Annotated in this window: 18 protein-coding genes; 12 read left to right on the forward strand and 6 right to left on the reverse strand. The window is 50.4% G+C overall.

The features are described from left to right. Window positions 1-5: 5 nt before the first annotated feature. Window positions 6-1,475, reverse strand: a complete 1,470-nt coding sequence (locus C4H11_RS08005; RefSeq protein ID WP_164996519.1) for a BACON domain-containing protein — start codon at window positions 1,473-1,475, stop codon at window positions 6-8. Between the two features lie 408 nt (window positions 1,476-1,883). After that, the gene (locus tag C4H11_RS08010; protein WP_106041191.1) at window positions 1,884-3,542 is read right to left on the reverse strand and encodes a helix-turn-helix transcriptional regulator; all 1,659 of its coding nucleotides are present in this window, start codon (window positions 3,540-3,542) and stop codon (window positions 1,884-1,886) included. A gap of 372 nt (window positions 3,543-3,914) precedes the next feature. On the opposite strand from C4H11_RS08010, the gene C4H11_RS08015 reads away from it, so the two are divergent. Both C4H11_RS08015 and C4H11_RS08020 read left to right on the forward strand, forming a co-directional pair. Continuing rightward, a complete protein-coding gene (locus C4H11_RS08015; protein WP_106041192.1) occupies window positions 3,915-7,265 on the forward strand; it encodes a glycosyltransferase family 117 protein in 3,351 nt (1,116 codons plus the stop codon). Window positions 7,266-7,354: 89 nt separating this feature from the next. Next, the gene (locus C4H11_RS08020; RefSeq protein WP_106041193.1) at window positions 7,355-8,011 is read left to right on the forward strand and encodes a polysaccharide deacetylase family protein; all 657 of its coding nucleotides are present in this window, start codon (window positions 7,355-7,357) and stop codon (window positions 8,009-8,011) included. Window positions 8,012-8,024: 13 nt separating this feature from the next. On the opposite strand, the gene C4H11_RS08025 is transcribed toward C4H11_RS08020, so the two are convergent. Genes C4H11_RS08025 through kduI form a run of 3 tightly spaced genes read right to left on the reverse strand, consistent with a single transcriptional unit; the run spans window position 8,025 to window position 10,987 of the window. Next, complete coding sequence (locus C4H11_RS08025) at window positions 8,025-9,257, reverse strand: DUF4861 domain-containing protein (protein WP_106041194.1); 1,233 nt, start codon at window positions 9,255-9,257, stop codon at window positions 8,025-8,027. 32 nt (window positions 9,258-9,289) lie between these two features. Continuing rightward, a complete protein-coding gene (locus tag C4H11_RS08030) occupies window positions 9,290-10,093 on the reverse strand; it encodes a gluconate 5-dehydrogenase (protein ID WP_106041195.1) in 804 nt (267 codons plus the stop codon). Between the two features lie 51 nt (window positions 10,094-10,144). Continuing rightward, window positions 10,145-10,987, reverse strand: a complete 843-nt coding sequence (gene kduI, locus C4H11_RS08035; protein WP_106041196.1) for a 5-dehydro-4-deoxy-D-glucuronate isomerase — start codon at window positions 10,985-10,987, stop codon at window positions 10,145-10,147. A gap of 341 nt (window positions 10,988-11,328) precedes the next feature. Here kduI and C4H11_RS08040 point away from each other — a divergent pair, with 341 nt between their 5' ends. Next, window positions 11,329-13,923 carry a TonB-dependent receptor gene (locus tag C4H11_RS08040; protein WP_106041197.1) on the forward strand — a complete coding sequence of 865 codons (2,595 nt, stop codon included), beginning with the start codon at window positions 11,329-11,331 and terminating at the stop codon, window positions 13,921-13,923. Between the two features lie 129 nt (window positions 13,924-14,052). On the opposite strand, the gene typA is transcribed toward C4H11_RS08040, so the two are convergent. Next, window positions 14,053-15,852, reverse strand: coding sequence for a translational GTPase TypA (typA, locus tag C4H11_RS08045; RefSeq protein WP_106041198.1), 1,800 nt, complete (start codon window positions 15,850-15,852; stop codon window positions 14,053-14,055). Between the two features lie 229 nt (window positions 15,853-16,081). Between typA and rpsO the strand changes: the two genes are divergently transcribed. From rpsO to C4H11_RS08090, 9 genes are all read left to right on the forward strand, one after another. Further along, entirely contained in the window at window positions 16,082-16,351 is a 270-nt protein-coding gene (rpsO, locus tag C4H11_RS08050; protein ID WP_106041199.1) for a 30S ribosomal protein S15, read from the forward strand. 120 nt (window positions 16,352-16,471) lie between these two features. After that, window positions 16,472-17,428: a calcium/sodium antiporter gene (locus C4H11_RS08055; protein ID WP_106041200.1), complete on the forward strand. Its 957-nt coding sequence runs from the start codon at window positions 16,472-16,474 to the stop codon at window positions 17,426-17,428. 265 nt (window positions 17,429-17,693) lie between these two features. Continuing rightward, complete coding sequence (locus C4H11_RS08060) at window positions 17,694-18,830, forward strand: N-acetyltransferase (protein WP_106041201.1); 1,137 nt, start codon at window positions 17,694-17,696, stop codon at window positions 18,828-18,830. A 171-nt stretch (window positions 18,831-19,001) separates the two neighbouring features. Beyond that, window positions 19,002-20,936, forward strand: coding sequence for a DNA topoisomerase IV subunit B (locus tag C4H11_RS08065; protein ID WP_234819801.1), 1,935 nt, complete (start codon window positions 19,002-19,004; stop codon window positions 20,934-20,936). Continuing rightward, window positions 20,933-21,403 (forward strand): pantetheine-phosphate adenylyltransferase, encoded by a 471-nt coding sequence (coaD, locus tag C4H11_RS08070; protein ID WP_106041202.1) that lies wholly within the window; start codon window positions 20,933-20,935, stop codon window positions 21,401-21,403. Before C4H11_RS08065 ends, coaD begins: the two co-directional genes overlap by 4 nt. Window positions 21,404-21,413: 10 nt before the next feature. Then, window positions 21,414-23,027: a S41 family peptidase gene (locus C4H11_RS08075; protein ID WP_106041203.1), complete on the forward strand. Its 1,614-nt coding sequence runs from the start codon at window positions 21,414-21,416 to the stop codon at window positions 23,025-23,027. Between the two features lie 124 nt (window positions 23,028-23,151). Continuing rightward, window positions 23,152-24,015 carry a helix-turn-helix domain-containing protein gene (locus C4H11_RS08080; RefSeq protein ID WP_106041204.1) on the forward strand — a complete coding sequence of 288 codons (864 nt, stop codon included), beginning with the start codon at window positions 23,152-23,154 and terminating at the stop codon, window positions 24,013-24,015. A 167-nt stretch (window positions 24,016-24,182) separates the two neighbouring features. Next, a complete protein-coding gene (locus C4H11_RS08085; protein ID WP_106041205.1) occupies window positions 24,183-24,881 on the forward strand; it encodes a succinate dehydrogenase/fumarate reductase cytochrome b subunit in 699 nt (232 codons plus the stop codon). Window positions 24,882-24,917: 36 nt separating this feature from the next. Continuing rightward, window positions 24,918-26,864, forward strand: coding sequence for a fumarate reductase/succinate dehydrogenase flavoprotein subunit (locus C4H11_RS08090; protein WP_106041206.1), 1,947 nt, complete (start codon window positions 24,918-24,920; stop codon window positions 26,862-26,864). The last annotated feature ends 9 nt before the right edge of the window (window positions 26,865-26,873 follow it).

Here is a 26,873-nt window from a genome sequence, read left to right on the forward strand (position 1 = left end):
CCTGTTTATTTATCAGAGACATCGGCATCCACAACGCTGTTGTCGATAATATCCATTTTGTCCTTATAATTCTTCTTAATCCATGCCTTTACAGCACTACGCACTTTGCCCTGGAAGAAATACCATATCGGATAAATCTTCAAGCGTGTATATGAAAGGGTAGCCGGATTATTTGCATCCAAACTGGCTATCCAAGCATCCATCTTGTCATGTAAGTCGTTATACACTTTATCGTTGTCACCTTTCTTTCGTTTGATAGAAAGGGCACTGCTCACATTGTCTTGGGCAACCTTTGCACCTCCGGCGATGTTGTACTTAAAGGCACTGCTCTCAAATATTTTGATACCTTCTTTCTTATAGCCTACCTCAACTTTTCCTTCTATTTGCAGTAAACCGATATTGACAGCAGCATTGACATGAGCGGTATCCACGTGCATAATCTCGGCAATGGAATCACGGTTGTATTTCATCCACAAGGATACACTACCTCCCAAATCGCAGCCGGAAATGACCACTGGGCCATATTCGTCCACAAGGTCTTCCATCGCATTATTGAAGTCGTCGTTGTTGTTTTTTGTCTGAGCTTCCTCTACCGTTTTCTTGGCATCAATAAATCCGGGTGTCAGCAGGGAGCGTTTCAATAGCTGTTCACTGTCGGCAGGGTCTTTCGATGCCGATGCGTCGTTGTAGAGGGCTATCAATGAAGGTACGTCGGCAGAAGTGGAGGCAATGTTGTACGTAGCTCCATATCGATATTCTGTCTTGTAGTGGTTCTTGCTTTCATCGCCATGATAGGCGCCACCGATGTTCAGTTTGAAATCACCATAGTTGATGTCGAACGACAGCGCGACACCCAGCGAATCCTTTTTGGTATCTACACTGTCTATCACAGCTCCCTGCGCACCGGCCTTAGCTTGTTTGTTGTAGGTGAAATAAGCACTATACTCTGCGTTGTTCAACTGTTGCAGTTTGTTGAGAGCCTTCAGATTGATGACGTTATTCTTGGTTGTAAGCCTGCCAAGGTTAAGTCCCATGCCCACACCCTTTGTTGCGGCGATCTTTATATAGTCCGCAGCTTCACCATCATTGGAAACGGTTTGCCCATTGTAAGTAGGAACTTGTGTCACCGCAACCTTTTTCACGATGTTGCCCGCAGTGATGGTCAGGGTGGTGCTTCGTCCTGCCGACGATCCGAAATTGGCATCAATGTTTACGGGCACATTTTGGTCTCCTTGACCGGACTTTACCGGAACATACACCCAATGTGAAGCATCTTTGGGGACATCAATAGTCCAATTGTCGTTGGAAGAGATGTTGAGCGTGGTTATCTTGCCATCAATCTCCGCTTCGATTCCTTCTGCAAGGACATCTTCTCCTATCTCAAGCCGGGTTGTAAACTCATCGTCAGCGCATGAGATGATGCCGCATGACATAAACATGATCATTCCAATTATTGCCAAATCTTTGTTGAACATTGCCTTCATTTTTTAGTACTTTAGTTATAAAATTTATGTGAGTTCGGAATAAGATAAATCTTTTAAAAGTTGGTAATCCCGTTAGTTTTTCAGGAACTTCCCTAAATTTTCCATTGTTTTTTTACTCTGTTTTAAAGTCCGGTTTATATCCCTCCAAAAAAATCGTTTCAGAAGCCAAAATTAGGTAAATGTTGCGATGAAATCAAAGAAAAGAGGAGATGTCATAGTGACAAATTCCCGAAAAGGAGGTGACAAAATCCCTAAAAAGGCATAAAAGAAGAAGGGGGAGAGGTGGAATATTGAGAAAGTGCGGCTGTATGTGGCAGCACGGCTGTTTGACTATACCTTGGTCGAGCCGTGGTAATGTCTTGGCCGGGAAATAATCAAACTGTCATTGATGAAGTGAGCTTATCCGTTCTTCTTTTGTCCCAATCGCCTGTATTCAGTCGGAGTAAGGTTGTATTTCTTTTTAAACTGACGATAGAAAGTACGAAGGGTGCTGAAACCGGATTGGGTAGCGATGTACTCCAATACATAGTCGGTCTGATCCAACAGCTTGCAGGCATGTTGCAACCGCAGGTTGGTTACAATGTCGTTCAGCGAAGTATGATAGTTCTCCATCAGTTGTTTATCAATGGCATACCGTTTCATCTGCAATTGGATCTCAAGGCAGTCGGTGTTGAAGTCCTGAGATAAGAAGTTGTCGTTCTCGGAAAGTAAAGTTTCTATTTGTTCTTGTAAGTTCTCTTCCGTTTTAGGGTTGTCGGCCCGTTTGGCCGGAGTTTGTTGTACCGCCAACCGTACATATTTATATAGGTATTGGTTGTCGCGAAGCCGACGGTAGTGGAAATAAATCATGGTGACGATGATAATGATAAGAACTATAGCCACACCTGTGGCCATCATCTTATAGACACGTTGCTTGTAATACGAAACGCGCAGGGAGTTGTTCTCGCTTAGCACATCGTAGAACTCCATGTTTTCGCGGTGTATGAAGTCGTTGATGCGTTTCACCTCACACGTCATAGCTTCGGCTTTTACCTTTTCACCTCGGCGGATGTAGATTTGCAGCAGACTGTTGCAGACAGAGAGCAGCTCAACGGATGGAGTAGTGAGATTATTGCGATAAAAATCCTCACTCAAGGACAGGATATTTCTCGGGATGTTGTTTGCCTCGACATAGATACTTAAAAGTGACCCGAGCGCATTTGTCATGGGAGGGTATTTATGGAACAACGAGTCTGCTTCGGCGGCAGCTTTCAATGCTTCGTCTTTTCGTCCGCACTTGACAAGAGCATGTCCGAGAGTGAGATTAAAGTACATGCGGTGAATATCATAGCCTGCATGGTCGGTAGCCCCGTCACCGCCTCTCTGTTGTTCTCTGTTGAGCTCTTGAATGGCTTCGGGAATATAGGCGGCAGCCTTATCGGGTTTGCCTCCGTCAATGTAGATGTCGGCAAGTAATAAGTCGAAAGAGTGTCGCATGATGGCACAGTTGCCGCGGACATTCTCATTAGGATCATCGGCAAATAAGTTCAGTAGAGCCCGCGCCTCATGCCATGAGTGCAGGGCCTTATCTGTTTGTCCGCTCTTCGATAACGCTCTTGTCTTATAGTACTCACATAGAAGAGTATAGTAGGCTTTGATTGCACGTTCGCGAGGTTGTCCGTCGATTATCTTCTTCGTTTCTTGCTTTATTTGGCCTACCAATCTCGCCAACTGTTCATATTGTCCGAGCTTTTCTGCAAGCTGACATTGAATGTCCAGCCCATCCAAGATGTTTCCTTGATCCTTGCTGCCGAGTTGCTGCATGGCAAGGGCGTGACGCAGGGCATCGGCATAAAGATTGTTACTCAGGCAGACAAACCCTGCCACTCGCTCATATCGCATGCGGCTTGTATGTTTCCAGCCCTCCCGCTCCAGCCGTTTTCGTGCAGGTTCCAACAAACGGTAGGCACGTTGCGGCTCTCGGACGTATAGTTTGTCTATATAGTCGATGTCGAGGGTGTCTGCGGCATGGCAATATACCGTAAACAAGCCTAATAAGCAAATGATGAATGATTTCATAGTTATCTAAAATGGCTGCAAAAATAATGAGTTCGATATAATTCTACAAACTCTTTTTGTGTTATCAGCAATTTCTTTGAACAGAAATACACTGCAAAATCAGTCCCTGTTTTTTTAACCTATCCTAATAATACACCTCTTCTTTACCGATTTAGGATGAAATCATTATCTTTGCAGCCATGTCTGCCGAGACAATTGTACTTGCCGTGACAGATACAAGTGTTTGAGCCGATAGACACAAGTGTTTCAGACGTCATACACAAGTGTTCAAGACGACAGGCACAAGCTTCTGATAAGTCAAACACTTGCGTCTGACAAACGGAATGCAAACAGCTGATTATTAAGAAATAAGAAATAACGAATTTCATCCGAATGAAACAGTACAGAACCGTGAACAACCTGATGGGTTGGTTTACATTCCTCATCGCGGCAACGGTGTATTGCCTGACCATTGAACCGACTGCCAGTTTTTGGGACTGCCCGGAGTTTATCACCACCGGCTATAAGCTGGAAGTGGGACATCCCCCGGGCGCACCGTTCTTCATGCTGGTGGCCAACCTGTTCTCGCAATTTGCTGCGGACGCCTCTACCGTGGCACGCATGGTGAACTATATGAGTGCCCTGATGAGCGGCGCATGTATTTTGTTTCTCTTCTGGAGCATCACGCACTTGGTGCGCAAATTGGTGGTGACGGACGAGGATAACATTACGCGCGCGCAGATGGTCACCATCATGGGTAGCGGACTGGTAGGCGCACTGGCTTATACGTTCAGCGACACCTTCTGGTTCAGTGCCGTGGAGGGCGAAGTGTATGCCTTCTCGTCGCTGTTCACCGCTGTCGTGTTCTGGCTGATACTGAAGTGGGAAGATGTGGCGGACGAGCCTCACAGCGACCGTTGGCTGATTTTGATTGCTTACCTCACGGGGCTTTCCATCGGCGTGCATCTGCTCAACTTGCTCTGTCTGCCTGCCATTGTGCTGGTTTATTACTATAAGAAAACACCCCATGCCGACGCCAAGGGGTCGTTGCTGGCACTCGCAGCCTCGATGGTGCTGGTGGCTGCCGTGCTCTACGGCATCGTGCCGGGCATCGTGAAGGTGGGCGGATGGTTCGAGCTGCTCTTTGTCAACACGCTGGGCATGCCTTTCAACAGCGGTGTCATCGTGTACATCGTCCTGCTGGCGGCCGTCCTTATCTGGGGAATATATGAGAGCTACGCCGAGGCGAACAAGACGCGTATGGCGCTTTCGTTCGTCCTCACCATCGGCATGCTGGGCATCCCGTTCTACGGACACGGAGGCAGTGCGGTGGCTATCGGCGTGCTGGTCATCGCCGCCCTTTGGCTTTACCTCAACCCGAAGACGCAGGCACGCATCAACGAGAAATTCCGTGTTTCGGCACGCACGCTCAACACGTCGCTGCTGTGCACCATGCTCATTGTCATCGGCTATTCCTCGTATGCGCTGATTGTGATTCGTTCCACAGCCAATACGCCGATGGACCAGAACTCTCCGGAAGATATCTTCACGCTGGGCGAGTATTTGGGGCGCGAGCAGTACGGCACGCGTCCGCTGTTCTACGGCCCCGCCTTCTCGTCGCAGGTGGCGCTCGACGTGAACCCTAAAGACGGCTATTGCGAGCCACGCATCCAGACGCAAGGCACGAAGTTCATCCGCAAGGAGAAGGCCGCACCCGACGAGAAGGACTCGTACATCGAGATTCCCGGACGCATCGAGTACGAATATGCGCAAAACATGTTCTTCCCCCGTATGTACAGCAGCACACACGCGCAGCAGTATCGCGCATGGCAAGACATCAAGGGATACGACGTGCCCTACGACAAGTGCGGCAACATGGTGATGGTGAACATGCCCACGCAGTGGGAAAACATCAAGTTCTTCTTCTCCTACCAGCTCAACTGGATGTATTGGCGATACTTCATGTGGAACTTTGCGGGCCGGCAGAACGACTTGCAGGGTAGCGGAGAGATTGAGCACGGCAACTGGATTACGGGCATCCCCTTCATCGACAACCTGCTGGTGGGCGACCAGAGTCTGCTGCCACAGGAGTTGCAGCAGAACAAAGGGCGTAACGTCTTCTTCTGTCTGCCTTTGCTGCTGGGCATCATCGGGCTGCTGTGGCAAGCCTATCGGGGAGAGAAAGGCATCCAGCAGTTCTGGGTGGTGTTCTTCCTCTTCTTCATGACCGGCATCGCCATTGTGCTCTACCTGAACCAGACACCAAGCCAGCCGCGCGAACGCGACTACGCCTATGCCGCCTCGTTCTACGCCTTTGCCATCTGGATAGGTATGGGTGTGGCGGGACTTGTGCGCTTGCTGCGCCACTACACCAAGATGAAGGAGCTTCCGGCCGGCATCCTTGCTTCCGCAGTCTGCCTCCTCGTGCCCATACAGATGGCAAGCCAGACGTGGGACGACCACGACCGCAGCGACCGCTACATGGCGCGCGACTTCGGACAGAACTACCTGATGTCTCTTCAAGAGTCGGGCAACCCCGTCATCTATACCAACGGCGACAACGACACCTTCCCCCTGTGGTACAATCAGGAGGTGGAAGGCTTCCGCACCGATGCCCGCACGTGCAACCTCTCTTACTTGCAGACCGACTGGTACATCGACCAGATGAAACGACCGGCCTATAACAGTCCGTCGCTGCCCATCACTTGGGACCGTATGGAGTATGTGGAGGGTACCAACGAGTATATCCCCATCCATCCGGAATACAAGAAAAGCATCAACCAACTCTATGCCGAGGCCGAGAAGCAGGCATTGGGAGGTAACCCGGAAGCCTTGATAAACGTGAAGAAAGAGTTCGGAGAGAATCCTTACGAGCTTAAGAATATCCTGAAGCACTGGATACGCTCGCCCAAAGACAACGAGCTGAAGGTGATTCCGACAGACAGCATCGTCGTCAAGGTGGATAAGGAGGCGGTGCGCCGCAGCGGGATGATGATTCCGGGCGACAGCATCCCTGACTACATGCACATCTCCTTGAAAGGCAAACGCGCCCTCTACAAGAGCGAGCTGATGATGCTCGAGATGCTGAGCGAATCCAACTGGGAACGCCCCATCTACATTGCGGTCAGCGTTGGTCAAGAGAATCAGCTGAACATGGGCAACCACTTCATCCAAGAGGGACTTACCTACCGTTTCACACCGTTCGATACGGACAAAACGGGGGTGAAGATAGATTCGGAAAAGATGTACGACAACCTGATGAATAAGTTCAAGTTCGGCGGCATCGACAAGCCGGGCATCTACATCGACGAGAACGCCATGCGCATGTGCTACTCGCACCGACGCATCTTCTCCCAGCTCATCCAGCAGTTGATGCGCGAGGGGAAAAAAGACAAGGCAAAGGCTGCACTGGACTATGTCGAGAAAATGATTCCTGCCTGCAACGTGCCATACGACTGGCAGAACGGCGCCATGCAGATGGCCGAAGCCTATTACCAACTGGGCGAAACCGCCAAGGCGGACGAAATAGCGAAAGCCCTTGCCGACAAGTCGGTGGAATACATGACGTGGTACATGAGTCTGGACGACAACCGCTTTGCCATCTCCGTCCGTGAGTTTGAATACCATTGGGCCGTGCTCGATGCCGAGGTCAAGACCATGAAGCAGTATAACTCCAGATTGGCCGACGTCTATGCCCCCAAAGTCGAAAGGTTGTATAATATGTATGTAGAAAGAATGAAATGAGCGGTTAGCGGTGAGTGATTGGTAACTACTACTAACCGCTAACCGCTAATCACTACTAACTAACCGCTAATCACTAACCGCTACCCCACGTGTTTATAGAGCAACCTCCCGAATTTATTCGCAAGCTATATTCCGGTGCCGTCTGGAGAATGAATCCTAATGAAAGAGCCGTCTATCTGACTTTCGATGACGGCCCTATACCCGAAGTAACTCCTTGGGTGCTCGATTTGCTGGATAAGGATGATATCAAAGCCACCTTCTTCATGGTGGGCGACAACATACGGAAGCATCCCGAAGAGTTCCGCATGGTGGTGGAACGCGGACACCGCATCGGCAATCACACGTTCAACCATATCCGCGGATTTGAGTACACGGCGGAGAAGTATCTGGGCAACACCGAGCAGGCACGCATCTTTATGGAGATGGGCGGAGACATCAACTGCAATGTGGAGAAAGTGCTCTTCCCGTTGCTGTTTCGCCCCCCTCACGGACATATGTTCGCCGCGCAATACCTGAAGCTGAAACGCTCTTACAAGATTGTGATGTGGGACTTGGTGACCCGCGATTACAGTAAGAAGCTGCGCGGTCCTCAAGTGCTGGCCAACGTAATGAGGTATGCCCGAAACGGCTCCATCATCACTTTCCACGATTCATTGAAGTCGTGGTGCAACGGAAACCTGCAATATGCCCTTCCGCGGGCCATCGACTTCTTGAAAGAAGAAGGCTACGCGTTCAAGGTGCTGTAATGCGGATGTATTTTCACTTCATCTCAACCGTCAACGGATTGCGCACCTTCTGCGCAAAGTCCGCCATGTAGCGGTTCCATGCATCGGCAGTCTTGATGTCTGCCCTGCTCCATGCAAAGCCCCAATAATACACATAGTCTGTACCCGGCTCATAGTGGCTGACGGCCAGTACATGCCCGTCGGCGCCATTGCGTCGCTTCTTCTCCTCGGCGGAGAAGAGCACGGTCTTGGCTTTTTTTACAAGAGCGGGGAAAGCGGCTCCCATGAATATCTTGCCGTTATCGGGGCCCGTAGTGGGGTCTACGTAAGTGATGTAACCGTTTGGTGCATCTGCCACCACGGCACCGTCTGGTTCGTGCAGCACAATGCCTGTAACCACCGGCAGAGCCTTTTTCAGGTTGGTGTAAGAGATGACGGTCTTGTTCAAGTGCGAACCGGCATCCAATGTAATCAGACGTGTCTCTATCACCGTGGTGTCGCCTTCGATGTTCAGCGGAGTGAACTCCATCTTCACCGTGAAGCGCAACGGCCCGTTGTCCAGCACCTCATGCGTCTTGTAGCACCACGGATAAACGATGGTGTCGCTCACCATCAACGCCGCCACACCGGCTCCCAGCGTGGGGCCTACCGCATAGCAGTCCATACCGAAGCCGTGGTCGATGTGATAAGAGATGGAACGCCTCAACTCATCGGCGGCCTTGGGGTCGGTTTTCCCCAGTTCGGCGATGTTGGCACGTACCTCTTTATTCACCTCTTTCTCGTATAGACTCTCCAAAATAGGTTCTGTGGTGTTGCGTTTCGTAAACAGGTCGTAACCGAAGCCGCGCTCGCCCCTTGCCTGCAAAGCCGGACCGTATGCGCGGAAAGCCACCAAGTCGTTTTCCCAAGCCATATCGTCCATGCGCTCCGGGTATTGCCGTCCGGAAGCCTTAACCTGCACATCGGTGGGCGTACCCGTGCGGATGGTATAGACAGCCGAGGCATTGGCAGCCACTGCAACGGGGAAGATAAGTGTCCCGTCGTAAGTCACCTGATAAGGCACTTGTTCGCCTTCGGCATTCAGCACCACAATCTGTGTCGTGTCCGCCAGATTGAGCCGGGAAGATACCTCGGCCATAGACACCTCCGCCATCTCGCCGGAACGTTCCATGGCCAGCGGATTGGTCACCGTGACGGTGACGGTCTTGCTTTCGCTGCAAGCAAAACAAAAGAAGACCGCCACACATGCTAAAAGAAGTTTCTTCATTGGATGGAAGGTTTATATGAGTTTTTCCGTCTTTATTTCGGCTGTTTGCCTATGTAAGCCAGAATACCGCCGTCCACGTAGAGGATATGTCCGTTCACGGCGTTCGACGCTTCTGATGCAAGGAACACGGCGGGGCCTGTAAGCTCTTCCGGATTCAGCCAGCGACCTGCCGGTGTCTTGGCGCAGATGAACGAGTCGAAGGGATGGCGGCTGCCGTCGGGTTGCTTTTCGCGCAGCGGAGCCGTCTGCGGAGTGGCGATGTAACCCGGCCCGATGCCGTTGCACTGGATGTTGTATTCGCCATACTCTGAGCAGATGTTGCGGGTGAGCATCTTCAAGCCGCCTTTGGCTGCGGCGTATGCGGATACGGTCTCCCGTCCCAGTTCGGACATCATGGAGCAGATGTTGATGATTTTGCCGTGCCCTTTCTTCATCATGGCGGGCAGTACGGCTTTGGATACGATGAACGGAGCGTTCAGGTCGATGTCGATGACACGGCGGAAGTCGGCGGCCTCCATCTCGTGCATGGGCACCCGGCGGATGATGCCGGCATTATTCACGAGGATGTCTACCGAGCCTACCTCTTTCTCGATGCGGGCTATCATGGCCTGAACAGCCGGCTCGTCGGTCACGTCGCATACGTAGCCATGCACCTTGATACCCTTCTCGGCATAAGCGGCCAAGCCCTTGTCTACCAGCTCTTGGTTGATGTCGTTGAAACAGATGGTTGCGCCTTGTTCCGCAAAAGCCGAAGCGATGGCAAAACCGATACCGTAAGAAGCACCTGTGACGAGGGCTACTTTACCTTCTAAAGAAAAATTCAAATACGGATTCATAATGTCAATGATTAAGTTTAAGATAATATGTTCAAAATAGTTGCTTATCGTTTATCTCAGGTCTGCAATCAGCGAGAAGTCCTGATCGGCATAGTCCAGATTCTCTCCTCCCATGCCCCAGATGAAGGTGTAGTTGTGCGTGGCGGCGGCGGAATGGATGGACCATTCGGGCGAAAGCACCGCCTGCTCGCCTTTCATCCAGAGGTGGCGCGTTTCGTCCACTTCGCCCATAAAATGGCAGATGGCATGCTCTTCGGGCATCTCGAAATAGAAATAGGCCTCCATGCGCCGGCTGTGTACGTGCGGCGGCATGGTGTTCCACACGCTGCCCGGCTCCAGTTCGGTCATGCCCATCTGCAACTGGCAGGTGGGCAGTACCTGATTGACCAGCATCTTGTTGACGCGGCGGTGGTTGGAGCCTTCCAAAGCTCCCATCTCGGCAATGACGGCCTCTTTCTTCGTCACTTTCCTGTCCGGATAGTTGCGATGTGCCGGCAGGGAATTGAAATAGAACTTGGCCGGACGGACGGTATCCTTGCTCTCGAAGCTCACTTCACGGTCGCCCGAACCCAAATAGAGCGCCTCTTTATAGTCCAGATTGAATACGGCCTCGCCCGCCTTCACTGTTCCCGGCCCGCCTACGTTAAAGATTCCCATCTCGCGGCGCGTCAGGAAGTAAGGTGCTTTCAGCGGGTCGATGGCTTCCAAGTCCAAGGTTTCGCCCGCAGGCATAGCGCCGCCCACCACCATGCGGTCATACATGGAATATACCATGTTCACCTCATTCGGTAAGAATATCTTCTCTATAAGGAAATCGCGGCGGAGTCTTTTTGTATCGTAGTCCCTGGCGTCGTCGGGATGTGCGGCATAGCGGATTTCATAGTTTGTTTTCATCATTCTGCAACATTCTATACGTTATGGATTCGGTCATGAAAAGTGCATTGTTTGCGTGCACGGTGCAAATGTAACAAAAGAAAACGGAGAAGTACCATAAAATTGTATCAATTATGTAGCATTATCGTTCAAACAGTTGTTTCAGAGAAAAAGCGTACTCCCCAAAATATAAAACAGGTATTTACAGAAATACGGTTCATGCCGGTCCTTACTTGTTTTCGGCTTGCCCGACTGATTTTATTTTCCGGATATGCTTGTGGAAATGCCAATAGTCTCTATCTTTGCGGCCTGAAAAAAAAGCACGCATACATCGTGCTTAAGAACAACAAAACATTATAAAAATGAGATTATTTAAATTAATTGTATTCTTTACTTGTTTGGCTACCCTTTCTTTACGTGCGGAAGATGCCGATAAGAAAGTGAGAACAGATGCCAATATCGTAGGGCATATCATCGATTCTGTCACGGGCGAACATGTTCCCGGAGTAAGTATTTTCATCAAAGGAACCACCATCGGAACCGTCTCCGATCATACGGGTCACTATCGGTTGCTGGATCTTCCGGTGGGAACCAAAACCATTGTGATGAAAGCCGTGGGCTATAAGACACAAGAACGGGAAGTGGTTCTGCAGAGAACCGTTACAAAGGAAATCAACTTCATCCTCGAAGAAGACGTAGCTGTTCTGGATGCCGTGGTCGTTTCGGCCAATCGTACGGAGACAACCCGACGGCTGGCACCCACATTGGTGAACGTTATTGACGGCAAGCTGTTCAGTTCGGCCAATGCCAACAACCTCTCGCAAGGACTTTCCTTTCAGCCGGGTGTGCGTGTGGAGAATAATTGCCAGAACTGCGGCTTCAATCAAGTGCGCATCAACGGCATGGATGGGCGTTACACTCAGATTCTGATCGACTCTCGCCCCATTTTCAGTGCTTTGGCCGGCGTATACGGTCTGGAGCAGATTCCGGTCAACATGATAGACCGTGTAGAGGTGGTGCGTGGCGGAGGTTCCGCCCTCTTCGGTTCTTCGGCCATTGCCGGTGTGCTGAACATCATTACCAAAGAACCCACGCAGAATTCTTTCAGTCTGAACGAATCATTGGGATTCACCGGAATGAAGCGAATGGACAACAATCTTGCATTCAACGGTTCCATCGTAAGCGACGACCAACGGACAGGTGCCATGTTCTTCGGACAGATGCGCACGCGCAATCCTTGGGATAAAGACGGCGACGGCTTTTCCGAAATCGGTAAGATTGATTCTCGTTCGGCCGGTATTCATACGTTCCTGCGCACATCAGACTACAGCCGGCTGACGGCCGAGATACACGGCATCCAAGAGTTCCGCCGCGGTGGCGACCATTTGGATTGGCCGGAGCATGTGGCATCTGTGGCCGAACAGACCGACCACTCCATCTATAGTGGAAATCTGAAGTATGACCTCCGTTCGTCCGACTCCAAACATCATTTACAGGCCTATGTGTCGGGACAGATCGTAAACCGTAAGAGCTACTATGGCGGCATCGGCGCTTTGGACGGACTGGACAATACGGGCAATCAATACGGCAAGTTGGGATATCCCATCCCGAAAGAGTATTATGGCGATAATGACGGCGTGACGAAGGGCCGTACTTACATGGGCGGCGTGCAATATTCATATGACTTCGACAAACTACTCTTCATGCCGGCACAAGTGCTGTTCGGTGCCGAATACACAAGGGATATGCTGAATGATAAAATGCCCATTCGCAGTTGGACACCGGCTACGCAGGAGGATGGTACACCGATAAAAGACAAAAAAGGAAATCTGATTCCTCTCTATCCCGAAACGGACCAGCGCATCAACAACTGGAGCCAGTTTGCGCAGGTAGAATGGAAGAATGCGAAATGGAGCCTCTTGTTGGGTGCTCGCTTGGACGAACACTCCGAGGTGAACAACCCCATTGTGAGCCCTCGTGCCACCCTGCGCTTCAATCCTACTAAAGACATCAACCTGCGTGCCACTTATGCCAAAGGTTTCCGTGCCCCTCAAGTATTCGATGAAGACTTGCACGTGGCCGTAATCGGAGGTGAAGCCAAGAAAATCACCAATATCAACGGGCTGAAGCCGGAGGTGAGCCACTCGTTCAGCATCAGTGCGGATACGTATCACAGCTTCGGGGAATTTCATGTAAATTTCCTTGCCGAAGGATTTTACACTCGCTTGAAAGACGTTTTCGGTGAGGAGGCACAAGCCGACCAACACGATGGCATCAAACGTTACAACCGCATCAACGGCGACGGAGCCAAGATATTCGGTGTGAACCTTGAAACCAGAATGGCCTATCGTCGCATGCAGTTGCAGGCCGGATTCACATTGGCTTCAAGCAAATACGACTCTCCTCAGGAATGGGGCGAACGCACGGTACTGACATCTGGAGACCGACCTGAAGTAAACGGCTCGAACTTCCAAAAAGACGATAAAGGAGAATTTGTGAACGAAGGCCGGACCGACAGAGCCATGACCCGCACACCCAATGCTTACGGTTACTTCACCTTAGGGTGGAACCCCGTCAATCCGTTGAACATTGCGTTGACAGGAACCTATACCGGAAAGATGAAAGTGCCTCATGTCATCGAGTGGGGAGCCGGCTCTGCCTTGTCGGACATTGCCGCCCTCGACGCCAAGCAACGCACTGCCGTAGCTGATGCCTCGGGAGTTGTTCCTCATTGGGACGAACTGGAGAGCACACCTTCGTTCTTCGATTTGGGCGCAAAGATTTCTTACGACTTCCAACTGTTTACGGCCACCAAGCTGCAACTGTATGCCGGACTGACGAATATCTTCAACTCTTTCCAGAAAGATTTCGATCGTGGTGCCGGACGCGACAGCGGATATATCTACGGCCCTACCCAACCACGCTCCATTTATGTAGGGTGCAAATATAGCTTCTGATTTGCAGTTACTTCGCTCACCTTTCCAAAACAACACGGTCGCTTTTCGAACGAGATAATACCCCTAAAGTTTGGCGTATTATCTCGTTTGAAAAGCGACCGCATATTTTTCAGGTAATCCGAGTGGAGGTCAGCTCTTGTTGGCCCGTTTGCGTTCCGTTTCATCCAGAATCACCTTGCGCATGCGCATGGACTTCGGAGTAACTTCTACATACTCGTCTTCTTTGATGTATTCCAACGCTTCTTCCAAAGAGAACTGGACAGGCGGAATCAGACGCGCCTTTTCATCAGAACCGCTGGCACGCATATTGGTCAGCTTCTTGGACTTCGTTACGTTCACCACCAAGTCGTTGTCGTGTGAATGTTCACCCACCACCTGACCGGCATAGACTTCTTCCTGCGGGAAAATGAAGAACTTGCCGCGATCCTGCAACTTGTCGATGGCATAGGCAAAGGCCGTGCCCGCCTCCATGGCAATCATGGAACCGTTGGTGCGGCGTTCAATATCTCCTTTATAGGGTTGATACTCTTTGAAGCGGTGCGCCATGATGGCCTCGCCGGCCGAAGCCGTCAGTACGTTCGTACGCAGGCCGATGATGCCGCGCGACGGCATGTTGAATTCAAGGTTGATACGTTCGCCGGTACTGTCCATCTTCACCATCTCGCCCTTGCGGCGGGTCACCATGTCAATCATCTTGCTGGAATATTCCTCGGGCACATTAATGGTCAACTCTTCGATAGGCTCGCATTTCACGCCGTCTATCTCTTTGAAGATAACCTGCGGCTGACCCACCTGCAACTCGTATCCCTCACGGCGCATGGTTTCAATCAGCACAGACAGATGGAGCACGCCACGACCCGAAACAATCCACTTGCCATCTTCCTCACTCTTGTTTACGCGGAGCGCAAGGTTCTTGTCCAACTCTTTCATCAAGCGGTCGTGGATATGGCGCGAAGTAACGAATTTGCCTTCTTTGCCGAAGAACGGAGAATCGTTGATGGTGAAAAGCATGCTCATGGTAGGCTCGTCGATGGCAATAGGCGGCAAAGCTTCCGGATTTTCGTAATCGCATACGGTATCTCCGATTTCGAAACCTTCTATACCCACCAATGCGCAGATGTCGCCGGAAGATACTTCCTGCACCTTCACCCGTCCCATGCCCTCGAAGGTGTGCAACTCCTTGATTTTAGACTTCAGCACCTTCCCGTCACGCTTCACCAAAGAGACATTCATGCCCTCCTTCAAGGTGCCGCGGTGCACGCGCCCCACGGCGATACGCCCGGTATAGGAAGAATAGTCCAAAGAGGTTACCAACATTTGCGGCGTACCTTCCAACTGCTCGGGAGCGGGGATATTCTCTAAAATGCAGTCCAGCAATGGATAGATGTTGTCGGTGGGTTGCTGCCAGTCCGTACTCATCCAGTTGTTCTTGGCCGAGCCATAGACAACGGGGAAATCCAACTGCTCTTCGGTAGCGTCCAAGCTGAACATCAAGTCGAACACCATTTCATAGACCTCTTCGGGACGGCAGTTCGGCTTGTCCACCTTGTTCACCACCACGATGGGTTTCAATCCGATTTGCAAAGCCTTCTGAAGAACGAATCGCGTTTGCGGCATAGGGCCTTCAAAGGCATCTACAAGCAAGATGCATCCGTCCGCCATATTCAGCACGCGCTCCACCTCGCCTCCGAAGTCGCTGTGCCCCGGAGTGTCAATGATGTTAATCTTGGTGTCTTTATAATTGATAGAGACGTTTTTGGAAAGAATCGTTATTCCTCTCTCACGCTCCAGGTCGTTGTTATCCAGCATTAATTCACCTGTGCTCTGATTGCTCCGGAAAAGGTTTCCGGCCAAAAGCATCTTGTCAACGAGCGTTGTTTTCCCATGGTCCACATGGGCAATAATTGCAATGTTCCTAATGTTTTGCATATAATACCTATTTATTAAGGCAAAGACCGGCCAAGCCCGAAAGCAGAACAATCTTATTCGCCATGCGTCTCGGTGCGGCCTGTTTTTGCGGCGCAAAGGTACGAATTTTGCACCAGATATACAGAAACATGGAAGAAAAAAGCTGAATATCATTGCAATATAAAAGATTATACCTATCTTTGCAGCCCCGAAAGGGAATTATTATAATAACTTTATTAATTAAACAACTATGTATTTAGACGCTGCTAAAAAGCAAGAAATCTTCGGCAAATACGGAAAGTCTAACTCTGATACTGGATCAGCTGAGTCTCAGATAGCTTTGTTTTCCTACCGTATTGCCCATCTGACCGAGCACCTGAAGCTCAACAGAAAGGATTATAGTACTGAAAGAGCCTTGACTATGTTGGTAGGCAAACGCCGTGCGTTGCTCAACTACCTGAAAGACCGCGACATCAACCGTTATCGCGCCATCGTCAAAGAGCTCGGCTTGCGTAAGTAATTCTACTTACGGCAAAAGCATTAAGAAAGGGAGATTCTTGAAAAAAGGATCTCCCTTTTTCTTATTTTGAGAATCTGTTATCAGAATTTATATCTAATTTTGCATCCAAAAGCAATCGTTATGAGCATACTTCTTCTCATCGGAGGTCTCCTCCTTATCCTTTTGGGAGCCAATGGATTGACGGACGGATCCGCTTCCGTGGCCAAACGCTTCCGCATTCCTAACATTGTCATCGGACTCACCGTCGTGGCTTTTGGCACTTCCACTCCCGAACTGGCGGTCAGCGTGTCGTCTGCCTTGAAAGGCAGTGCCGACCTTGCCATAGGCAACGTGGTGGGCAGCAACCAATTTAACACGCTGATGATTGTGGGCTGTACAGCGCTCTTTGCCCCCATCGCGGTGACCCGAAACACCTTGGTAAAAGAGATTCCACTCTGCATCCTTTCTTCCGTGGTACTCTTGGTCTGTGCCAACGACATCTTGCTCGACGGTGAAAGCAGCAACGTCATCAGCGTTACCGACGGACTTGTATTGCTCTGCTTCTTCGCTATTTTCTTGAGCTATACTTTTGCCATTGCCCGCAGCGGGAACGAGGGCGGAGAGGAAGAAGAGATAAAACAACTCCCCGTGTGGAAGTCCGTACTCTATATTCTCGGTGGACTGGCAGGACTCATCCTTGGCGGTAACTTCTTTGTGGAGGGAGCCGGCAGCATAGCCCGCAGCATGGGTGTCAGCGAGTCGGTCATCGGATTGACGCTTGTGGCAGGCGGCACTTCGCTGCCCGAACTTGCCACGAGCATCGTGGCCGCCCTGAAAAAGAATCCTGAGATAGCCATCGGAAACGTCATCGGAAGCAATCTCTTTAATATTTTTTTTGTGTTGGGTTGCTCGGCTTCCATCACTCCATTGCATTTAGGAGGTATCAACAACATGGACTTGCTGGTGCTCACCGCATCGGGCATACTGCTGTGGCTTGTAGGCGTGTTTTTTGGCAAGCGCACCATCACGCGCACAGAGGGTAGCCTGATGGTTCTGTGCTATATAGCCTATACGGCCGTACTCGTCTATAACGCCTGAAAGACCATCCTGCTCCGTACATCCTCCGCATAACCTCCGCATAACCTCCGCATAACCTCCGTATAACCTCCGTATAACCTCCGCATCTATAGATACGGAGATGATAAGGAGCAGACACGGAGCAGACACGGCTTTGAAGCGCCCGCCTGCGAAGCTATAGGATGAGGCAACAGAGTTTGTACATGCCTGCCTCTTTTTTTCGAACCATATATATCTCTTTTTAAGGAGAATCAAGTATCTTTGCGCCGCATAACAATATACAGATATGGCTATTACAATTAGAAAAGTTTCTACAAGAAGAGAGTTGGAGAAGTTCATCCGATTCAATTACCGATTATACAAAACAAATCCCTACTCCGTGCCCGATCTCTTCGACGATATGCTGAACACTTTCAACAAGAAGAAAAATGCCGCTTTCGAGTTCTGCGAAGCCGATTACTTCCTCGCCTTGCGCGACGGCGAAATTGTGGGGCGCGTGGCAGCCATCATCAACCACAAGGCCAACCGGACGTGGAACAAGAAAGATGTGCGCTTCGGATGGATAGACTTCATCGACGACTCCGAAGTGTCCGAGGCCCTCATGAACACCGTGGAGCAATGGGGCAAGGAACGGGGCATGACACACATACAAGGTCCGCTGGGCTTCACCGACTTCGACGCCGAGGGCATGCTCATCGAAGGCTTCGACCAGCTCAGCACCATGTCCACCACCTACAACTATCCCTACTACCCTACGCACATAGAGCGCTTGGGCTTTGAAAAAGATGCCGACTGGGTGGAATATAAAATCTACATCCCCGAGGACATCCCCGACAAGCATAAACGCATCTCCGAGCTTATTCAGCGCAAATACAACCTGAACGTGGTGAAATGTACCTCGGCCCGGACACTCGCCAAGAGATACGGGCAAGCCATTTTCGAACTGATGAACGAGGCCTATAGGCCGCTCTATGGCTACTCTGCCCTCTCGCAAAGGCAGATAGACCAGTACATCAGGATGTACCTGCCCATCATCGACCTGCGCATGGTGACGCTTATCACCGATGCCGACGACCGTCTGATAGCCGTTGGTCTATCCATGCCCTCGCTGTCCAGGGCTCTGCAGAAGAGCAGCGGACGCCTGCTGCCCCTCGGCTGGTATTATCTGGGCAAAACCATCTTCCTGAAACGATATCCCAAGATTCTGGACTTGCTGCTTGTGGCCGTGAAGCCCGAATACCAGAACAAGGGCGTCAACGCGCTGCTCTTCTCCGACCTCATACCCATCTATCGAAAGCTCGGCTTCGAGTATGCCGAAAGCAACCCCGAACTGGAGATGAACGGTAAGGTACAGGCACAGTGGGAATACTTCAAGACAGAACAACACAAACGCAGACGCTGTTTCGTGAAAGAGATCCGGTGAGAACCAAGAGCTTGTAGAAACAAGTTCTAAAAACTCCAAAAAATATCCGTTTCTTTGCGAACCTCCGATTTTCTGATTACTTTTGCGCAAAGCGAGGGGATGCCGGCTCTGCTTCATGAGCCTCATCCTCTCTTATTTGAGCTATCAACCGGAAGTATCGAAAATATAATCATGGAAGAAAACAGCAAGACCACGTCACTGACCGAGAATAAGAATAACCTACCGGAAAACTCCGCGATTTCTACCGTAGAATATACCGACGACAACATCCGCCACCTTGACGACATGGAGCACATCCGTGTACGTTCCGGCATGTACATAGGCCGGCTGGGCGACGGCTCGCAAAGCGACGACGGCATCTACGTACTGCTGAAGGAAGTGATGGACAACAGCATCGACGAGTTCAAGATGGGAGCGGGAAAGAAGATTGAAGTCAGCATCGAAGACAGTCTGCGCGTCAGCGTGCGCGACTACGGTCGCGGCATCCCGCAAGGCAAACTGATAGAAGCCGTCAGCAAACTGAATACCGGCGGCAAGTACGACTCGAAAGCCTTCAAGAAAAGTGTCGGACTGAACGGCGTGGGCATCAAGGCCGTCAATGCGCTGAGCGCACGCTTCGAGGTGCGCAGTTATCGAGACGGCATAGTACGTTCCGCCACCTTCGAGCGGGGAGCGCTGCAAACCGACACCACCCAAGATACCACCGAGGAGAACGGAACTTACATCTTCTTCGAGCCGGACGGTGAGCTTTTCCTCAACTACTCTTTCCAAAACCAGTTCGTGGAAGGGCTGCTGCGCAACTATACGTACCTCAATACCGGGCTTACCTTTATATATAACGGACAGCGCATCGTCTCCCGCCACGGATTGGAGGACTTGCTGAAGGACAACATGACCAGCGAAGGCCTTTACGACATCATCCACCTGAAGGGAGAGGACATCGAAATCGCTTTTACACACACCAATCAGTACGGCGAAGAGTATTACTCCTTCGTCAACGGACAGCACACCACGCAAGGCGGAACGCATCAATCTGCCTTGAAAGAGCACATCGCACGCACCATCAAGGAGTTCTTCAACAAGAATCAGGACTATGCCGACATCCGCAACGGATTGGTGGCCGCCATTGCCATCGACGTGGAAGAACCGATGTTCGAAAGCCAGACCAAGACGAAGCTGGGCAGCAACAACATGTGGCCCGCCGTACCTCAAGAGCAGAAAGCCGCAGGCCCCACGGTGAACAAATATGTGGGCGACTTTATCAAGACCGAGGTGGATAACTACCTGCACAAGCATCCGCTTGTCAGCGAAGTGATGCTGCAAAAGATACAAGACTCCGAGAAAGAGCGCAAAGCCATTGCCGGAGTAACCAAGCTGGCACGCGAACGCGCCAAGAAAGCCAACCTGCACAACCGCAAGCTGCGCGACTGCCGCTACCACCTGAGCGACGGCAAAGGAAAAGCGCAAGAAGAAGAGTCGTGCATCTTCATCACCGAGGGAGACTCTGCCAGCGGCTCCATCACCAAAAGCCGCGACGTAAACACACAGGCCGTATTCAGCTTGCGGGGAAAACCGCTCAACTCTTACGGACTGACCAAGAAAGTGGTGTACGAAAACGAAGAATTCAACCTGCTGCAGGCTGCCTTGAACATAGAAGACGGCATAGAAGGACTGCGCTACAACAAAGTAATCGTGGCCACCGATGCCGATGTGGACGGCATGCACATACGCCTGCTCATCATCACCTTCTTCCTGCAGTTCTTTCCGGACTTGATAAAGAAGGGGCACGTTTACATCCTGCAGACTCCCCTGTTCCGCGTGCGCAACAAGAAAAAGACCGATTACTGCTACACGGAAGAAGAACGTGTGAAAGCCATCGACGAGCTGGGTCCCAACCCCGAAATCACACGCTTCAAAGGATTGGGAGAAATCTCGCCCGACGAGTTCAAGTTCTTCATCGGCAAGGACATGCGACTGGAGCAGGTATCCCTGCGCAAGACAGACCTCGTGAAGGATTTGTTGGAATTCTACATGGGAAAGAACACTATGGAGCGGCAAACCTTTATCATCAACAATCTGGTTATAGAAGAAGATTTAGCATCATGAGAAGAGCCATTTTCCCGGGAACGTTCGACCCCTTTACCATCGGACATGCTTCGGTGGTGAACCGTGCACTGACATTCATAGACGAGATAGTGATCGGCATCGGCATCAACGAGAACAAGAACACGTATTTTCCCCTCGAACAGCGCGAGCAGATGATACGCGACTATTACCGAGACCAACCGCGCGTCAGGGTGCAATGCTATGACAACCTCACCATAGACTTTGCCAATCAGGTAGATGCCAACCTGATTATCCGCGGCATTCGTACCGTGAAAGATTTCGAGTACGAGGAGACCATTGCCGACATCAACCGCAAGCTGACGGGGATTGAAACCATCCTGCTCTTTACCGAACCGGAACTGACGTGCGTCAGCTCCACCACCGTACGCGAGTTGTTGCAGTTCGGCAAAGACATCAGCATGTTTCTGCCGAAAGGAATGGAAATACCGGTGGCTGAGCGGAAATAGAAGAAACGATATGAAGAAAATACTGTTTATCACAGCATGCCTGTGCCTTGCGACGGTGCAGGCGCAGAATCCGAACAACGAAGCCTTGCGCAAATTGCAAATGGCCGAGTTTGCCATTACCAACCTTTATGTAGATAAAGTGGACGAAAACAAGCTGGTAGAAGAGGCCATCATCAGGATGCTGGCGCAGCTCGACCCGCACTCTACCTACAGCAACGCCGAAGAAGTGAAGAAGATGAATGAGCCGTTGCAAGGAAATTTCGAGGGCATCGGCGTGCAGTTTCAGATGATAGAAGACACGCTGCTCGTCATACAACCCGTGAGCAACGGCCCTTCGGAAAAGGTGGGCATTCTTGCCGGCGACCGTATTGTGGCTGTCAACGACAGTGCCATCGCAGGGGTAAAGATGAGCACGGAAGACATCATGGCCCGTTTGCGCGGCCCGAAGGATTCGGAAGTGAAGCTGACTGTGGTGCGCCGTGGCGTGGACGATTCCTTGTTTTTCACAGTGAAGCGCGACAAAATACCCATTCTCAGTCTGGACGCCTCGTACATGATACAGCCGCAGACCGGCTACATACGCGTCAACCGTTTCGGAGCGACCACTGCCAAGGAGTTTGTAAAAGCATTGAAAGCCTTGCAGAAGAAAGGTATGAAAGATTTGATTCTCGACCTGCAAGGAAACGGGGGAGGCTATTTGAATGCCGCCATCGACCTTGCCAATGAATTCCTGCAACAAAAAGAGTTGATAGTCTATACCGAAGGAAGAGCTGCGCGCCGCAGCGATTTCTTTGCCAAAGGAACGGGCAACTTCGAGCAGGGACGCCTTGTCGTGTTGGTTGACGAGTATTCTGCTTCGGCCAGCGAAATCGTGACCGGTGCCGTGCAAGACTGGGACAGAGGAGTGGTGGTAGGCCGCCGCACCTTCGGTAAAGGGCTGGTACAACGTCCTCTCGACCTGCCCGACGGTTCGATGATACGCCTCACCGTGGCTCGCTATTACACCCCGTCGGGACGTTGTATTCAGAAACCGTACGACAGCACCTCCAATCTTGACAGCCGGACGGGCGGAGAAGGCGGTCAGGAAAAATACAATCAGGAGTTGATAGACCGCTTCAATCATGGGGAAATGATTCATGCAGACAGCATCCACTTTGCCGACTCGCTGAAAGTCCGGACAAAGCGCATGGAGCGCATCGTCTATGGGGGCGGAGGCATCATGCCCGATTTCTTTGTGCCGATAGACACCACCCAATATACGGACTATCACCGTAATCTCGTGGCTAAAGGTGTGGTCATCAAAGGAGTTGCAAAATATATTGAGAAGCGCAGGAAAGAGCTGCAGAACCTCTATAGGAAATTTGAGGCATTCAATGAAAAGTTCGAGATAGACAACGAGTTCCTTGCGGAGCTGCGCACGCTGGCCGACAACGAGAAAATCGCTTTCAGCGAAGAGCAGTACAGCCGCTCGTTACCGCTAATCAAGACGCAACTCAAAGCTCTGATTGCCCGCGACCTATGGGATATGAACGAGTACTTTCAAGTGATGAATGCCACCAACAGCAGCGTGCAGCAGGCACTGAAGATATTGAATGAAGGGAAGTACGAGGAAACGATAAGATGAATAAACGGAATTTCTTTTCATCAATTAACTTATTGGTTTGGCGCAAAGATAGAATAAACTGATAGAGTTTTCACAAAAAACTCTATCTTTGTCAAACAGTTTATTATAATTCGCTATTTATTTCATGGGATTGGAAACTTACTGCAACCGACAGATTAATTGTAATGAATGTCCTCAAAAGTCAGAGGGAGTATTGGTTTATCACCATTATTCCAAGGGACAGCATTTTCCTGCCGAGAAGTTGGCCCAGAACTGCATGATCTTTATGTTGCAAGGCGAATTGCTTATAAACAGCCAAGAATACCCCGGCACCACCCTGCAAAATGGACAAATCATTTTGCAGGCCATCGGCTCCAAAGTCGAGTTACTGGCTCTGACGGAAGTGGAATACATTACATATTGGTTTACCGAACTTCCGATACTGTGTGAGGAACGTTACAGAGAGATATTGGAACGTTCGGAAGCTCCATTGACCTATACCCCACTGACCGCAATTGCCGCACTGCGTAACCAGTTGACTTTCTTGGTTGCCTACCTCAAAGAACAGCCCTATGCCTGCGGTAAATATCTTGAAATAAAATGTCAGGAATTGGTGTACATCCTTACGTGCTACTATCCGCTGCCCCAAATCTGTTCTTTCTTTTACCCCATCAGCACGTATACGGAAAGCTTCCAGTACTTTGTGATGCAGAATTACGACAAGGTGAAAAATGTAGAAGAGTTTGCACATCTTGGCGGATATACCACCACCACTTTCCGACGCTTGTTTAAAAACATGTATGGAGTGCCTGTGTACGAATGGATTCTGGACAAGAAACGCGAAGGCATTTTGAACGATCTGCAATATACCAAACAGCGCATATCGGTCATCAGCTCCCGATATGGCTTTGACTCTCTGTCCCATTTTGCACATTTTTGTAAAGATTCCTTTGGTGATACCCCCCGTAATCTCAGAAAACGTTTGTCAGGAACAGATAAATCGCGGTAGTTTACTTTGCTCGTTCCACGGGCTTCGCATACCCCTTCCTTATTATGGAATAATTTCTTTAATTCCTTGCTTAATCAAGGTTTTTCATCTATTTTTGCGAGAGAATAGCGACAGAATCTTCAACGAATATTTTTTCTAACTATTAAATAACTTAAATTCAATCATTTATGTGGTTAAGTAATTCATCTGTAGGAAGGAAAGTGGTGATGAGCGTTACCGGCATCGCCCTTGTCCTGTTTCTAACGTTTCACATGGCGATGAACCTTGTAGCATTGGTTTCGGCTAATGGATACAACATGGTTTGTGAGTTCTTGGGAGCAAACTGGTACGCGCTGGTAGCCACAGCGGGTCTGGCTGCCCTATTCGTCATTCACATCATCTACGCTTTCTGGCTGACAATACAAAACCGCAGGGCACGCGGTAGCGAACGGTACGAGGTGGTGGAAAAACCTAAAAACGTGGAATGGGCTTCACAAAACATGCTCGTGCTGGGTATTATCGTTTTTGTCGGTCTGGGGCTGCACTTAATGAATTTCTGGTCGAAGATGCAACTTCCCGAGTTGATGCACCAAATGGGCATGCACACCGACACACTGACAATGGCGTATGCTGCCAATGGCGTTCATCACATTCAGAACACATTCAGCAATCCGGTATTCGTAGTGCTTTATCTCATCTGGTTGGCGGCATTGTGGTTCCACCTGACACACGGATTCTGGAGCTCCATGCAGTCGTTGGGCTGGAACAACAAAGTATGGATTGAGCGTTGGAAATGTGTTTCCAACATCTATTCTACCATCATCGTTGCAGGCTTCGCTCTGGTAGTTGTCGTATTCTTTGTAAAATCATTGTGCGGCACTTGCTAAAATTAAATTGTAAATGACTAAAATGAAAAATGCATTATGACTAAGATCGATTCTAAAATACCCGAAGGACCGGTAGCTGAGAAATGGACTAACTATAAAGCTCACCAAAAACTTGTAAACCCCGCCAACAAACGTCGTCTGGACATCATCGTAGTAGGAACCGGACTTGCAGGCGCATCCGCAGCCGCTTCGCTCGGTGAAATGGGTTTCAGAGTATTCAACTTCTGCATTCAGGACTCTCCGCGCCGTGCGCACTCCATCGCCGCACAAGGTGGTATCAACGCAGCAAAGAATTATCAAAATGACGGCGACTCCATTTACCGTCTGTTCTACGATACAGTGAAGGGCGGCGACTATCGTGCCCGCGAAGCCAACGTTTACCGCTTGGCCGAAGTTTCGAACAGCATTATCGACCAGTGCGTGGCACAAGGTGTGCCTTTCGCCCGCGAATATGGCGGCTTGCTGGATAACCGCTCTTTCGGTGGCGCGCAGGTTTCGCGTACATTCTACGCCAAAGGTCAAACCGGACAGCAACTGCTGCTGGGTGCATACTCGGCATTGAGCCGTCAGGTCAATGCCGGCACGGTGAAGCTATACACTCGCTACGAAATGGAAGATGTTGTTCTTGTGGACGGACGTGCACGCGGCATCATCGCCAAGAATTTAGTGACCGGCAAGCTGGAACGCTTTGCAGCCCATGCAGTGGTCATTGCTACCGGAGGATATGGCAACGCTTACTTCCTATCTACCAACGCCATGACTTGTAACTGTACGGCAGCCGTGTCTTGCTACCGCAAGGGAGCTTGGTTCGCCAATCCGGCTTATGTGCAGATTCACCCCACTTGCATCCCCGTTCATGGCGACAAGCAGTCTAAACTGACGCTGATGTCGGAGTCTTTGCGTAACGACGGCCGCATCTGGGTGCCGAAAAAGATAGAAGACGCCAAGAAACTGCAAGAAGGCACATTGCAAGGAAAAGACATCCCCGAAGAAGATCGTGACTACTACTTGGAACGTCGTTATCCGGCATTCGGTAACCTCGTGCCGCGCGACGTGGCCAGCCGTGCAGCCAAAGAACGCTGTGACAAAGGCTTCGGCGTGAACAACACCGGTCTGGCTGTATTCCTCGACTTCAGCGATGCCATCAACCGTTTGGGCAAGGATGTGGTGGCTCAACGCTACGGAAACCTCTTCGATATGTACGAGGAAATCACCGACGTCAGCCCGTACGACAATCCTATGATGATTTATCCGGCCATCCACTATACCATGGGCGGTATCTGGGTGGACTACGAACTGATGACTTCCATCAAGGGTCTGTTCGCCATCGGCGAATGCAACTTCTCCGACCACGGTGCCAACCGACTCGGTGCTTCTGCGTTGATGCAGGGATTGGCCGACGGTTACTTCGTATTGCCTTACACCATTCAGAACTATCTGGCAGACCAGATTACCGTTCCGCGCTTCTCTACCGACCTGCCTGAATTCGTGGCCGCAGAGAAAGCCATTCAGGACAAAATCGACTGGATGATGAACATCAAGGGCAAGAAGTCGGTAGACTCTATCCACAAGGAATTAGGACACGTAATGTGGGAATACGTAGGTATGGGACGTACGGCCGAAGGTTTGAAAGAAGGTTTAGCCAAGATGAAAGAAATTCGCAAGGAATTCGAGACCAATCTCTTCATTCCGGGCAGCAAGGAAGGCATGAACGTAGAGCTTGACAAAGCCATCCGTCTGTACGACTTCATCATCATGGGCGAGTTGGTGGCTTATGACGCCTTGAACCGTGATGAAAGTTGCGGTGGACACTTCCGCGAAGAGTATCAGACGGAGGAAGGCGAAGCCAAGCGCGACGACGAAAACTTCTTCTATGTGGCTTGTTGGGAGTATCAGGGTTCGGACGAAAAAGCTCCGGTATTGCTGAAAGAACCGCTGGTTTACGAAGCCATCAAAGTGCAGACTCGTAACTATAAGAGCTAACAGATGTTC

Source organism: Bacteroides zoogleoformans, assembly GCF_002998435.1.
Taxonomy (GTDB): Bacteria; Bacteroidota; Bacteroidia; order Bacteroidales; family Bacteroidaceae; genus Bacteroides; species Bacteroides zoogleoformans.

Bases quoted from the DNA above. Each gene is read 5' to 3' on its own strand.
- C4H11_RS08005 (WP_164996519.1), bottom strand. From the start codon at position 1,475: ATGTTCAACAAAGATTTGGCAATAATTGGAATGATCATGTTTATGTCA.
- C4H11_RS08010 (WP_106041191.1), bottom strand. From the start codon at position 3,542: ATGAAATCATTCATCATTTGCTTATTAGGCTTGTTTACGGTATATTGC.
- C4H11_RS08015 (WP_106041192.1), top strand. From the start codon at position 3,915: ATGAAACAGTACAGAACCGTGAACAACCTGATGGGTTGGTTTACATTC.
- C4H11_RS08025 (WP_106041194.1), bottom strand. From the start codon at position 9,257: ATGAAGAAACTTCTTTTAGCATGTGTGGCGGTCTTCTTTTGTTTTGCT.
- C4H11_RS08030 (WP_106041195.1), bottom strand. From the start codon at position 10,093: ATGAATCCGTATTTGAATTTTTCTTTAGAAGGTAAAGTAGCCCTCGTC.
- kduI (WP_106041196.1), bottom strand. From the start codon at position 10,987: ATGAAAACAAACTATGAAATCCGCTATGCCGCACATCCCGACGACGCC.
- C4H11_RS08040 (WP_106041197.1), top strand. From the start codon at position 11,329: ATGAGATTATTTAAATTAATTGTATTCTTTACTTGTTTGGCTACCCTT.
- typA (WP_106041198.1), bottom strand. From the start codon at position 15,852: ATGCAAAACATTAGGAACATTGCAATTATTGCCCATGTGGACCATGGG.
- rpsO (WP_106041199.1), top strand. From the start codon at position 16,082: ATGTATTTAGACGCTGCTAAAAAGCAAGAAATCTTCGGCAAATACGGA.
- C4H11_RS08055 (WP_106041200.1), top strand. From the start codon at position 16,472: ATGAGCATACTTCTTCTCATCGGAGGTCTCCTCCTTATCCTTTTGGGA.
- C4H11_RS08060 (WP_106041201.1), top strand. From the start codon at position 17,694: ATGGCTATTACAATTAGAAAAGTTTCTACAAGAAGAGAGTTGGAGAAG.
- C4H11_RS08065 (WP_234819801.1), top strand. From the start codon at position 19,002: ATGGAAGAAAACAGCAAGACCACGTCACTGACCGAGAATAAGAATAAC.
- coaD (WP_106041202.1), top strand. From the start codon at position 20,933: ATGAGAAGAGCCATTTTCCCGGGAACGTTCGACCCCTTTACCATCGGA.
- C4H11_RS08075 (WP_106041203.1), top strand. From the start codon at position 21,414: ATGAAGAAAATACTGTTTATCACAGCATGCCTGTGCCTTGCGACGGTG.
- C4H11_RS08080 (WP_106041204.1), top strand. From the start codon at position 23,152: ATGGGATTGGAAACTTACTGCAACCGACAGATTAATTGTAATGAATGT.
- C4H11_RS08085 (WP_106041205.1), top strand. From the start codon at position 24,183: ATGTGGTTAAGTAATTCATCTGTAGGAAGGAAAGTGGTGATGAGCGTT.
- C4H11_RS08090 (WP_106041206.1), top strand. From the start codon at position 24,918: ATGACTAAGATCGATTCTAAAATACCCGAAGGACCGGTAGCTGAGAAA.